The sequence below is a fragment of the Actinomycetospora sp. ABD4_176 genome, assembly GCF_056311855.1.
In genome coordinates, this window is the sequence record NZ_CM149974.1 from 797,800 (window position 1) to 809,729 (window position 11,930).

Consider the following 11,930-nt stretch of genomic DNA (forward strand, 5'->3'; position numbering starts at 1 on the left):
ACGGCGCCTCCGATCAGCACCGGATGATGTTCCCACGTCCGGTCCCCCCTGCGAAGGCTGTTCGCGACTCGAGGCGGCCGAGCTGCCGCCGATCGGGCGATGGAGCACCCCCGTTCTCGCTGTTCGGAGCGGACGCGGCCCGAGACGGTCACATTCCGTGCCGACGCACGCCGGCCGCCCACCGGAGAACCGGTGGGCGGCCGGACGTCGGCGCGATCGGACGTCAGCAGTCCTGACCGTCGTTGATGCAGCCCACCGCGCGGTCCATCAGCTCGTCGGGCATGAAGTTGATCGAGCTCGCGTGGTCGGTCTCGGGGGCGTGCTGCTGGTCGGGGAAGGAGTCGAGCGCGAAGGCGCGACCGTCCGGACGGTCGTAGGTCAGCGTCATCCGCAGGGCCGGGACGGGCTGCGTGCCCTCGGCGCACGACCCGTCGTCCTCGGGGAAGACCAGGTGGTCGCGGTGGTTCTCCGAGTCGGTGTTCTCCCCGTCCCAGCAGCTGGGGAAGTCGAGGATGCGCACGAGGTCACTGCCCTGGGGGCAGAGCGGGTACTGCGTCGTCGTCCGGTCCTCGAAGCCGGTGCAGGTCCACTTCGCGTTGGCGTTCTCGTCGCCGTTCGTGCGCGCCTTGGCGTCGCCGGTGGGCATCCGCAGCCCCTGCGGCGCGGCGACGACGTCCTCGGCGGGGTTGCCGTGGAACGTCAGGTCGACCGACGCCGCGGGCAGGACGGCGCCGAAGTTGCCGTCGAGCCCGCCGCCGTCCTCGAAGGCGTCCGACCCGGTGCTGTTCAGGTCGCGGATCACCGGCCAGTAGTAGGTCGACCGGTCGCCGTTGCCGCAGGTCGTCGACGCGGACCGCATCTCCTCGTCCGAGGATGCGAACGTGGTCGCCGTCGACCCGACGTAGTCGTGGACGTGCTGGGCGGCGTTGCGCTTGCCCGGACCCAGCACGATGTTGTCGCTGTTGCGGTGGGCGCCGTCGGCGTTGGTGCCGCACTCGGTGCGGAACGTGCCGGCCTCGGAGAACCGGCCGCCGCGTCCCCCGCCGGTGCCGGGCTCGACCTCGCGGATGTCGACGAAGTCGCCGGCGTCCGGCGGCGCCGCCTCGCCACGACCCGGGAACTGCTCCTCCTCCGGAGCCTGCTCGCCCTCCCCGCGGTCCTCGCCGCGGTCCTCCCCGCGGTCCTCCCCGCGGTCCTCCCCGCGGTCCTCCCCGCGGTCCTCCCCGCGGTCCTTGCCGCGGTCCTTGCCCCGGTCGTCCCCGCGGTCGCCACGGTCCTCGTCGTCACCGCCTCGACCGTCGCGGCCGTCGCGGCCGTGGTCGTCGCCACGATTCTCGTCGTCACCGCCACGATCGTCGCGGCCGTGGTCGTCGCGGCCGTGGTCGTCGCGGCCGTCGCCCTGCTCCTGGTCGTCACTCTCGGCCTCGTCGTCCGTGCCCTCGCTGCCGGACTCGTCGCGGCCGGACTCCTCGCGATCGGAGCCGTCGTCCTGGTGCCGGTCGTCCGAGTCCCGCTCGTCGCCGCCGTCCGACCCGAGCGAGTCGGTGAGCGTGCTGACGATGCTCGAGCTCTCCCCGGAGTCGGCGTCAGGTGTGGCGGACGCCGAGCCGGCGGCGACGACGATGCCACCGGCCACGAGGGCGGCGGCCGCGGCGGCGGCGATGCGAACGGGTGCGGTCGTGCGGTGTCTTCCGCGTCGGGGCACGGGAACCTCCTGGCCTCGGCGTGGACGCGGCGGGTGTCGAGGGGGAGCCCGGGCCCGCGCCGAGATCGTGGTCGTTCTCGGTCAGGTCGTCGGACGCGGGCGGCGGCGAGGGGGAGCGGCGCCGCCCGGTGATCCGATGGCGACGGACGGTAGGAGGCTCGCGAACGGGTGAGGGTGAGACTGAGAGAGCGATGGCGACATCGGCGGTGGCGGGTCCGTCGCACACGACGAGCAGCGCGCGGCACGGCCGAACGGAGCCGTCGGAGGGCTCTCGGGCTCACGCGGTTCTCAGGTCGACGCCCACCGACCCGGTCGCCGAACGTCAGTCGTTCGCAAGCTCCGCACGATGGCGCGGGACACCTCGTCAGGGGTAGCCCTCCCGGCTCAGCTCGGCCGTTCCCCCACCACCAGGCGGAGCGTCGTCGGCGCTCCGGCACGCGCGACCGTCAGCGGCACGCTCTGTCCGGGAACGGTGTCGGCGAGCCGGGTCACGACGTCCTCCACCGAGGCGACGGGGGCGCCGGCGAACCCGGTGATCACGTCTCCCGATCGCAGTCCGGCGCGCTCGGCCGGCCCGCCGGGGACGACCTCGAGCACGAGGGCACCGGCCGGCGCGTCGACCCCGAGGCGGTCGCGGATCTCGGGGGTGAGCGCGGTGAGCGACGCCCCCATCCAGGGATGGGCCACCGCACCGCGGGTGATGAGCTGGTCGGCGACGTCGACGACGGTGGCCGACGGGATGGCGAAGCCCAACGACACCGCTCCCGTCCCGGGCGGGATGTAGATCTCGTTGACGCCGATCAGCCGCCCCTGCGCGTCGACCAGCGCGCCGCCGGAGTTGCCCGGCGAGATGGGCGCATCGGTCTGGATCAGGCCCAGCGGCGACCCGGGAGTGCGTCCGGGCAGCTCCCGTCCGACCGCGGACACGATGCCCGCGGTGACCGTGTTCTCCAGGCCCAGCGGACTCCCGACCGCGATCGCGGCCTCGCCCTGGCGGGGGAGCTCGGTGCGCACCGGCAGCGGCGGCAGTCCGCCGCGGTCGCTGCGGATCACCGCGAGATCGCTGATGCGGTCGGCCGCCAGGACCTCACCGGAGGTGGTGCTGCCGTCGGCGAACTGCAGGACCACCCCCCGCACGTCGCCGACGACGTGCTGGTTCGTGACGACGAGGTCGTCGCGGTACACCACGCCGCTGCCCACTCCGCCCGGCAGGCGGACGGTGACCACGCTCGGCTCGACCCGGGCGATGACGTCGGGCAGCGACGGCGCCGGGGCGGGCGACGGGGCCGGCGGTGGCGCGGGCGCGGAGGTGGCGGAGGTGGCTGCGGGAGCGGCCGGTTCGGTGGACCCGGCGGAACAGGCCGAGAGCACCAGCGCGGCGATGAGGACCGCGGCTGCCCCGGCGCCACCGCGTCGCCGTCGTCGAGCGTCGGGCCGGGGCACGTGGTCCCCGAGCCGGAGAGCGAGGGGCCATCGGTGCGCGCGTCGTGGGGGCATGGGCGAGAGGTGCCCGGACGGGGACGCCCCCGCCGTGGGGAGACGCGCATCGTCGGCGGATCGTCAGCTGACGGGGGATGCCCCACCACGAGCCGGGACCGTGGTGGTGCCGACCGCGGCTGGGCGACTACGCGACCGCCGACCTCGTGGCGTCGTACGACCGGGTCGGGGTGGGGGACGAGCGCACCGAGCACGTCGCGGGCCCGCTCCCGCCGGCACGAACGGGTCGCCGCCAGGGTTCGGTCGGCGGCGGCTCCGGGGGAGGGCAGGACGCGCCGCCGTCCGGGAGGTCACCGATCAGGTCGTGCAGGTTGCCCAGCAGGCTCATGACGCACCTCTCGTCTTGGGGTCCACGTCGCCACGAGCCGGTCGCGCCCGTGCCCGTCCAGGTCACCACGGACGGCCCGTACGCGGGCTTGCGGCGGTCTGACGATCTCGCCGCCCGTCACTCCGTCCGGCTCGACCCGTCCCCGCCGACGCGCAGGATGCGGCCCTCGGAGGGCACGCCCCGGTCGTCGACCAGCACGAGCATGTAGAAGCCGCTCGGCACGGTCTCGGTCGCGGCGGGTACGTCGACGGCGACCCCCCGGCGCGCGGGCCGCACGTCGAGGGCCACCGAGCGCTGGTCGACGCTGGTGACGTGGGTCGAGGTCGCGAGCCGCAGCAGGCGGGCCCGCTCGACCCGCTCGGGGGCGGGGGTGGCGACGAGCGCGGTGTCGCCGCGCTCGATCTCCCCGGGTGCCTCGGTGATCTCGGGTCGCGGCCCGCGGAAGAGGTAGGGCGGCGAGTAGATCTCGAGGCGCTGTTCGAAGGTGCCGGGCACGGTGTTGTTCTCGTCGTCGAACAGCGGGTCCGAGCCGGCGGTGAGCACGCGGCCGTCGGGCAGCAGGAGCCCCTCGGTGTGGTAGTTGCGGCCCACATCCGGGGCGGCGGCCTCGGTGAGCGTGCCGCCGTCGGGTCCCGGCCGGTAGAGCCGGGCGAGGAGGTGGTCCGAGGCGCCCTTGCCGCGGTAGTCGCCCGAGCCGTTGCTGATGAGCACCGAGTCGTCGGGCAGCGTGACGACATTCGGGTAGCGGGTGGGCGCGGGGAGGTCGGGGCCCGGGGTGAACCGCGGCGCCGGGTCGTCGAGGTCGACGACGTCGATGCGCGCGGTGGAGCGGGGGCTCTCGCCGATCCCGCCGCCACCGATGACGGCCATCCGCTGGTCCTGGACCGGCCCGACCCAGGTGGCGCCGGCGGTCTCGAGCAGATCGGGGTCGCGCAGCCCCGGCACCGGGCTCACGGTGTTGTCCTCGAGGTCCCAGAGACCGGGCACGCGGCCCTGGTCGGCGGGGCCGTAGCCCGCGGTCGTGCCGGTGTAGAACATCTCGTCCGGCCGGTCCGTGGTGAAGATCCCCGGATAGGTCGGGAAGTACTGCGTGAGGTCCTTGCGCTCGGTCCAGGTGTTCGTCGCGGGGTCGAAGATCTCGGTCTGACCGTTGAGCACCTCGCCGACGCCGTCGAGGCCGGAGGTGGCCAGGACCCGCCCGTCGACCATCGGGGTCAGGGTCGGGTACCAGCGGGCGAAGGCCATGTCGCCGACGCGGCTCCAGGTCTCGCTGACCGGGTCGAAGGTGTAGGCCTTCTCGGTGCCCTGGTAGTCCTGCTTCTCGAGGGTCATCGGGGCGCCGAGGCCGTAGAGGTTCCGGCTGCGCTCCGGCGGCAGCCCGGCGATGGCGTACTGCTCCCGGTCCGGGTTCACCGACCCGGGACCGGGCACGACGGCCTCGACGAACACGGTGACCTCGCTGGCGGTCACCGTGGCCCCCGTGCTGGTGGTGGTCTTCGCCGCCGGTGGCACGAGGGCGTCCCGGGCGCTGCGGTAGCGCAGCCCGGTGGGGGAGACGAACTCGGTGCCGGCCGGCACCGGGCGGGCGACGTCGGGGTCCTCGTTCTTGACGCGCATCGCCCCGGCGGCGTGGGTGACCGCACCGTCCAGTTTCTCGTAGCGCGCGGTGCCACCGGCCACGAGCAGCCGGCCGTCGGGCAGCAGCGTCTGGCCGCCGCAGAACATGTCGTCGGGCACCGGGATCATGCGCGAGGAGCCGTCGCGGGGGTCGTAGAGCAGGCTCTTGAGCGCCTTGGTGGCGAACAGGTCCTCCTTGTTGCCCGACCCGGCGATGAGCAGGACCTTGCCGCTGGGCAGCAGGGCGGCGTGGATGGCGTTGACGCGGTCGGTCGGCGGCACGGTCACGACGTCCCAGCGGCCGTGCTGCTGCATGTAGGGCAGGCTGTTGACCAGCCGCTCGTGGCGCCAGCGGGACACGTAGGCGAGGGCGGGCGGCAGGTTGACGCCGAGCAGGACGGCCACGACGAGCAGGCCCCACAGGACCGTGAAGGCCCGCCGGCGAGGGGTGGGCGACACCGTCAGACCGTCTCCTCGACCTCGCCGGAACGGTCGGTCGGGCGGGGGTCGTCCATCCTCGGTCTCCTCCGGTCTCCGTCGACACGCGGCGGGGCGGTGCGCGGCCGCCCCCTCGACGGCCGCACACCGCCCCCGTGGGGGATCAACGAATCCGGGCGCGCCCGCGTGAGCCGGTGGCGCCTTGCGATCACCTGACGTCCGGCCGTGCCGGTGGCGCGCGGGGGTGCGGCGGCGGTCCACTCGGACGCGGACACCGAGGAGGGGCACACGTATGCGGACCGCCGATCCGGCGCGACGCCGGCTCTCGCGTGCCCTCGTGCGCGCACCGATCCTGGTCTACCGGTGCGGCCTCGGCTGGATCTTCGGGCGTCGTCTGGTGCTGCTGACCCACGTCGGGCGCCGCACGGGCCGGCCCCGGCACGCCGTGCTCGAGGTCGTCGGGCGGGGCCCGGTGACCGGCTCCTACGTCGTCGCGTCGGGCTACGGCGGCCGCGCGCAGTGGTACCGCAACGTCGTCGCCCACCCCGAGGTGAGCTATCAGGTCGGCGCTCGGCGGCGCGACGGCTGGGCGTACCCGTTACCGTCGGTGGAATCCGGCCGGCGCCTGGCCGAGTACGCACGGCGCCGTCCCCGGACCGCGGCAGCGCTGATGCGGATGCTCGACCGCGACGTCGAGGGAGACGCGGCGCAGCGGATCTCGACCCGTGCAGGCGTCGCCGCGACGCGGACCGAGTACGAGCGTCTCGGAGCCGACGCCGAGCGCGGCATACCCCTTATCCTGCTCGCCCCGACGCCGGAGCACGAGCTACGCCCGCCCCGAGGAGGAACCCCGTCGTGATCCGATATCTCCGCGAGCACACCAGCCCGCCCGTCTTCGTCTCCTCGGCGGTGATCGCGGTGGGGCTCGTCCTGTGGGGCGTGATCTCCCCGTCCTCGTTGTCCTCGGCCGCCAGCGCGGTCAACTCGGGGATCGTCGAGAACTTCGGCTGGCTCTACATCTTCAGCGCCAGCGGCTTCCTGATCTTCGTCCTCGTGCTCATGGCCTCGCGGTACGGCCGTATCCGCCTCGGGCCGGCCGACTCGAAGCCGGAGTACGGCACGATGTCCTGGTTCGCGATGCTGTTCACGGCGGGCATGGGCATCGGGCTCGTGTACTACGCGGTCAGCGAGCCGGTGAGCTACCTCCAGGAGCCGCCGGTCGGGCCGGCCGGGACGCCCGAGGCCGCGCAGAACGCGATGTTCCTGACGTTCTTCCACTGGGGCCTGCACCCGTGGGCGATCTACATCGTGCTCGGACTGGCGCTCGGCTACTTCGCGTTCCGCAAGGGCCTGCCGCTGCGCCCGGCGTCGGCCCTCTACCCGCTGCTCGGCGAGCGGATCAACCAGTGGCCCGGCTTCGTGGTCGACGTCCTGGCGGTGTTCGGCACCCTGTTCGGCCTGGCCACCTCGCTCGGCCTCGGCGCCCAGCAGGTCGGCGCCGGGCTCGAGACACTGTTCGGGCTCACGAACACCACGACGCTGCAGGTCTTCCTGATCCTCGGCATCACCGCGATCGCGGTGGTCTCGGTGATGCTCGGCATCGACAAGGGCATCAGGAACCTGTCGCTGATCAACCTGTGGCTCGCGTTCGCGCTGATGGTGTTCGTGTTCGCGTTCGGCCCGACGCGCGACCTGCTCAACACCACGGTCACCAACATCGGCTACTACCTGCAGAACCTGCCGGCGCAGAGCTTCCAGACCTACCCCGGCAACCCGGCCGCCCAGGAGTGGCAGGCGAGCTGGACCCTCTTCTACTGGGGCTGGTGGATCTCCTGGTCGCCGTTCGTCGGCATGTTCCTGGCCCGCATCTCCTACGGCCGCACGATCCGCTCGTTCGTCGCCGGGGCGCTGTTCGCGCCCGTCGGCGCGTCGATGGTGTGGCTGACGGTCTTCGGTGACACCGCGCTGGCGGCCCTGCTGCAGAACCCGACCAACCCGTTGGCCGAGGCGTCGACGGACACGGGCATGTTCGTGCTGCTCCAGCAGCTCCCGGTCGCGGGGATCGTCTCGCTCCTCGCGTCGGCGGTGGCGATCATCGTCGTCGTCCTGTTCTTCGCCACCTCGTCGGACTCCGGGTCCCTCGTGGTGGACATCCTCACCAACGGCGGCGACCCGAACCCGCGCTGGCAGCAGCGCCTGTTCTGGGCGGTCATGGAGGGGGTGATCGCGGCGGTCCTGCTCGCCGCCGGTGCCGCCAGCGGCGCCGATGCCCTCAGCGCGCTGCAGACCGCGTCCATCCTCGCCGGCCTGCCCTTCTGCCTCGTCCTCATCACGATGTGCGTCGGGCTGGTGAAGGCCATGTCCACGGAACGCTTCGTGGTCCGCATGCCGTCCGAGGCGTCCCCGATGCCGGGACTGCGGGCGGCCGCCAGGCCGCCGGGAGCGGTGCTGACCGCGTCCGGTAACGGCAACGGCAACGGTCGGCACTCCCAGGAGGACAGCTCGGACCTCAACGAGCCCGCCGACGGCTCCGGTCTCGACGAGGACGACCACGAGGCCGTGGACCCATCCCTGGGCGAGACCACCGTCGCCGAGTTCTCCCAGGCGTCGCCGTCCCGGCAGGACTGACGGGCGGGCCGGTGCCTCCGCACCGTCGCCGCCGGCCGGTCCGGGTCGACCCGGACCGGCCGGCGGTCCCCGTCAGACGTCCCTGTCGTTGACCACGGGTCGCAGGTCCTCGAGCTTGTCGTAGGCCCACCACAGGTAGTTCTCCGTCCCGCCCTCGCGGAGCGGGTGGAGGTCGACGTGGTCGGGGTCGTCCTTGAACGCCTGGAACGCCTCGCTCGAGGGCCACTCGACGAGCACGAGGACCTGGCGGGGGGAGCCCCCCGAGCTGGGGGAGTCCCCGCTCAGCCGACCGAGGGCGACCACGCTGCCGCCGTGCTTGGCCACGGCGGCAGCGGACCTCTTCGAGTAGGCCTTGTAGTCGTCGTTCGGGGCGAGGTCGAACAGGTTCAGGGCGTAGACCGCACTCATGGCGCCAGTCTTCCCCCCGAGGGCACGTCACGCCGTGTCGCCGGCCTGCCCCTCGGGGCCGGGCACCATGAGGACCTCGCACCGGGCCCGGCGGGCGATCTGTTCGGCGACCCCTCGCCACCGGTCGCGGACGCCCTGACCCGGTGCACCGATCACGAGCAGCCGGGCGTGCCGCGCCGCCTCGAGGAGGACCTCCGCGGGACGGCCGGGTTCGGCGCGGCGCGCCGTCGTGGCGTCCTCTCCGAGGACCGCGAGGACCTCGCGGTCGACGAGCGCGGTCGCCTCCCCTGCGGGATCGTCGGGCTGGTCGGCTCCGTCGTCGACCTCCGTGGACGGTGCGGGGTCCTGCCAGGCGGTGATGACGTGCAGGTGCCACCCTCGCCGCGCCGCCTCGTCGGCCGCCCGGGCCAGCGCGAGACGGGAGGCCAGGGAGCCGTCGATCCCGGCGACGACCACGTCGGTGTGGTGCGCGGTGTGGGTCACGGGTCCTCCTTGCCGGTCGCAGCGTGCTGGGTCATCTGGGGCTGGTCATCGCCGTCGCCCGGACAGGAACCCGATCGCCGCGCCGATCACCAGCGTCAGCGTCAACGCCACCCACTGCGGCATCTGGACGATCGGGACGAGCAGCCTCACGGTCACGGGCTCGCGGTTCTGGAGGATGAAGACCACGACGAGGGCCAGGAGCAGCAGGTTGAGGATCCAACGAGAGGCCCACCAGACCTGGTGGAGGCGTTCCCCGCGGTCGCGTCTGCGTGCCGGATCGGCCATGACTCCTCCTCGGACAGGTCGGCGTGGTCAGGGGATGCCCACCACCGGCCGGGCGGCACGCTGATCGTCCAACGACGCGGCGCCCGCCCGTGCCCGCGCCCCGCCCCCGAGCAGCGACGCCGCCTGTCTGGGCGGCGCCGGGAACGGGCATCCCATGAGCCTCCCGACATCCCGACCAGGAGGTGAACCATGACCGAGCCCGAGGCGCCCCGCGCGTCGCAGCGCGCGCACGAGAACGCCGAGACGCCCGAGGACCAGTACGACGAGGAACGGGCGCCGGCGGCGAAGCAGGCCCACGACAACCGGGAGAAGGAGCGGTCCGCCCCGCCGCCGGACGAGCGGTGACCTGCTGAGCCGGACACGGCGGACCCCCGGGTCCGTGCTCGGGCCGCGACCGGCCATGCTCCTCGGCGTGGCCGGGCGCGGTCCCGAGGGCCCGAACGAGGGGTCGTCGCGAGCACCCTCGCATGGCCTCCTCGATGCCGTGACGGATTGAGCCAGACGTCGGCGGGCCAGACGGTGGCGAAGCTGATGACCAACCCGACCTGCGGTTCCGTCAGCTGATCGTCAGTCGGTGGGCGCCGCACCGGCTCGGCCGGCGGGGAAGCCGGGACGCATGACGACGACCAGCGGAACGACGGCGGGGGGCACCCCGGCCGACGGCGACGGCACGAGGGCGTCCGGGACGATCCTGCGCATCGGCCATGACGAGCTGGTGATCCGCCGTCGGTACGAGGCGCTGAGCATCGTCAACGACATCCTCATCGGACTCTGGTTCACCGTCGGCAGCATCTTGTTCTTCTCGGAGTCGACCGCCACCGCGGGGACCTGGCTCTTCCTGGTCGGGAGCGTCGAGCTCCTGATCCGGCCCGTGATCCGGATGACCCGCGTCGTGCACCTGCGCCGACACACCGGAGCCTCGGCGGGCGAGGCCGTCGCCCGGGAGTCCGGCCAGGACTTCTGATCGGGCGCCGGTTCGCGATCAGGGCCCTCGACACCTGACTCCCGGACCGCGACCTGCCGAGCGTGGTGTTCGAGCCGGCGGTCGCCTCGCGGGCGTCCCCCGACCGCCCCATCGTCAGACCTGCGCAAGGTTGCGGATGCCCGACGACCGGCAACCCCGGCCCGCGGCAAGAGGGAAGTCTCCGGCGGGCGCAGGGCGCGGCGGACATCGGGTCGAGCGAGGTGCTGGTGACGAGGCCGACCCACGACACCGCGCCCGCCCAGGCGGACGAGGGCGACCGACGGGGCCGATGGCCGTTCCTGGTGATGCTGGGCGCCCCGGCGTTCGGCACCACCTTCGCCATCACCGCACTGACCACCTATCTGCCGAGCCTCCTGGGCGCGGAGTCGGGTCCGCTCGTTACGGGCCTGGTCATCGGTGGGGAGGGGGCGGCGGGTCTCGTCCTGCCGTTGCTGGTCGGCCTGGCCAACGACCGGGCGGCGCGGACGGTGGCCCACCGGCTCTGGTTCGTCCTCGTCGCGGCGCCACTGTGCCTGACCGGCCTGCTGCTGGTGGCGACCGACCTCAGCCGGACCGTGCTCGTCGTCGGGGCCGCCGCGTACTTCGTCGGGCACTTCGCGTACCTGACGCCCTACGAGGCGCTCTACCCCGACCTCGTGCCGAGGCAGGTGAGCGGCCGCTCCCGGACCGCGGCCTCCTCCTGGCGTTTCGCCGGGCTGGGGGCGGCCCTGGTCGGCGGCGGCTTCCTGCTCGACCTCTGGGCGCCGGCGGTGTTCCTCGCGGCGGTGGGCGCCGTGGCGATCGGGACGGTCACGCTCCTCGCGGGCCTGTGGTCCTCGCGTCGGGAGCCGCTGGCGGGCGCGTCGGCCTCACCGGGCGGGCTGCGGGCGGTCGTCCGGCTGGCGCGGGACCGCGAGGTCGCCGTGGTCCTGGGGGCGACCCTGCTGTGGAACGTCGCCCTCCAGGGCCTCAAGGCGTTCGTCGTCCTGTTCTTCACCGTCGGGCTCGGCCGCAGCGCCAGCTTCGTGTCGGGGGTGGTGTTCCCGCTCGTCGCGCTGGGTCTCGTCGTCGCGGTGCCCCTGGCGGGGCGTGTCGCCGACACCGTCGGCCACCGGCGTGTCCTCGCCGTCGCCTCGGCGGCCTACGGCGCCGGGCTGATCGGTGCGGGGTTCTCCCACAGCGCGTGGATGATCGCGCTGGTCCCGCTGCCCGCGGCCGGGGCGGGTGTCGTGATGACGCTCAACTACTCCGCGCTGATGCAGGTGCTCCCCGCCGAGCACCACGGCGGCGCCGCCGGGCTCTTCCTGCTCAGCCGCGGCGCGGGATGCCTGCTCGGGCCGCTCGCCGTCGGCGCCGCGGTGTCGCTGGCCGCCCCGCTCTTCCCCGACACCCAGGGATACAACGCGATGTGGTTCGTCATCGGACCGGCCGTCCTGGCCGCCGTGCCGCTGCTCCTGTGGGCGCGCGGGAGCCGGCCGTGACCGGCGGCGGGGACGCGGGGCGCGAGCTCGTCCCGCGGTGGTTCCGCCGGGCCGTCGCGGTCTGCGGGGGGCCTGCTGGTCATCGGGGCGACGGTG

At 73.6% G+C, this 11,930-nt stretch carries 11 protein-coding genes; 5 read left to right on the forward strand and 6 right to left on the reverse strand.

What is annotated here, in order from left to right; all coding sequences use genetic code 11:
• Positions 1 to 223: 223 nt before the first annotated feature.
• From ACYX4T_RS03845 to glxA, 3 genes are all read right to left on the reverse strand, one after another.
• A complete protein-coding gene (locus tag ACYX4T_RS03845) occupies positions 224 to 1,705 on the reverse strand; it encodes a DUF1996 domain-containing protein (RefSeq protein WP_476013253.1) in 1,482 nt (493 codons plus the stop codon).
• A 384-nt stretch (positions 1,706 to 2,089) separates the two neighbouring features.
• Positions 2,090 to 3,148 (reverse strand): S1C family serine protease, encoded by a 1,059-nt coding sequence (locus ACYX4T_RS03850; RefSeq protein WP_476013254.1) that lies wholly within the window; start codon positions 3,146 to 3,148, stop codon positions 2,090 to 2,092.
• Positions 3,149 to 3,647: 499 nt separating this feature from the next.
• A complete protein-coding gene (gene glxA, locus ACYX4T_RS03855) occupies positions 3,648 to 5,606 on the reverse strand; it encodes a radical copper oxidase GlxA (RefSeq protein ID WP_476013255.1) in 1,959 nt (652 codons plus the stop codon).
• A 271-nt stretch (positions 5,607 to 5,877) separates the two neighbouring features.
• Between glxA and ACYX4T_RS03860 the strand changes: the two genes are divergently transcribed.
• Together ACYX4T_RS03860 and ACYX4T_RS03865 are read left to right on the forward strand one after the other, a co-directional pair.
• Positions 5,878 to 6,444 (forward strand): nitroreductase family deazaflavin-dependent oxidoreductase, encoded by a 567-nt coding sequence (locus tag ACYX4T_RS03860; RefSeq protein WP_476013256.1) that lies wholly within the window; start codon positions 5,878 to 5,880, stop codon positions 6,442 to 6,444.
• Entirely contained in the window at positions 6,441 to 8,213 is a 1,773-nt protein-coding gene (locus tag ACYX4T_RS03865) for a BCCT family transporter (protein ID WP_476013257.1), read from the forward strand. The genes ACYX4T_RS03860 and ACYX4T_RS03865 overlap by 4 nt, the downstream gene beginning before the upstream one ends.
• 72 nt (positions 8,214 to 8,285) lie before the next feature.
• Here the strand turns inward: ACYX4T_RS03865 and ACYX4T_RS03870 are convergent, their stop codons facing one another.
• Genes ACYX4T_RS03870 through ACYX4T_RS03880 form a run of 3 tightly spaced genes read right to left on the reverse strand, consistent with a single transcriptional unit; the run spans position 8,286 to position 9,389 of the window.
• Positions 8,286 to 8,621: a DUF1330 domain-containing protein gene (locus ACYX4T_RS03870; protein ID WP_476013258.1), complete on the reverse strand. Its 336-nt coding sequence runs from the start codon at positions 8,619 to 8,621 to the stop codon at positions 8,286 to 8,288.
• A 27-nt stretch (positions 8,622 to 8,648) separates the two neighbouring features.
• On the reverse strand, positions 8,649 to 9,104 hold the full coding sequence (locus tag ACYX4T_RS03875) for a universal stress protein (protein WP_476013259.1): 456 nt from the start codon (positions 9,102 to 9,104) through the stop codon (positions 8,649 to 8,651).
• Between the two features lie 45 nt (positions 9,105 to 9,149).
• Complete coding sequence (locus ACYX4T_RS03880) at positions 9,150 to 9,389, reverse strand: LapA family protein (protein ID WP_476013260.1); 240 nt, start codon at positions 9,387 to 9,389, stop codon at positions 9,150 to 9,152.
• 189 nt (positions 9,390 to 9,578) lie between these two features.
• On the opposite strand from ACYX4T_RS03880, the gene ACYX4T_RS03885 reads away from it, so the two are divergent.
• The 3 genes from ACYX4T_RS03885 (at position 9,579) to ACYX4T_RS03895 (ending at position 11,834) form a co-directional block, all read left to right on the forward strand.
• Entirely contained in the window at positions 9,579 to 9,734 is a 156-nt protein-coding gene (locus ACYX4T_RS03885) for a hypothetical protein (protein ID WP_476013261.1), read from the forward strand.
• A gap of 271 nt (positions 9,735 to 10,005) precedes the next feature.
• A complete protein-coding gene (locus tag ACYX4T_RS03890; protein ID WP_476013262.1) occupies positions 10,006 to 10,353 on the forward strand; it encodes a YrhK family protein in 348 nt (115 codons plus the stop codon).
• 227 nt (positions 10,354 to 10,580) lie between these two features.
• A complete protein-coding gene (locus tag ACYX4T_RS03895) occupies positions 10,581 to 11,834 on the forward strand; it encodes an MFS transporter (RefSeq protein WP_476013263.1) in 1,254 nt (417 codons plus the stop codon).
• Positions 11,835 to 11,930: the final 96 nt, after the last annotated feature.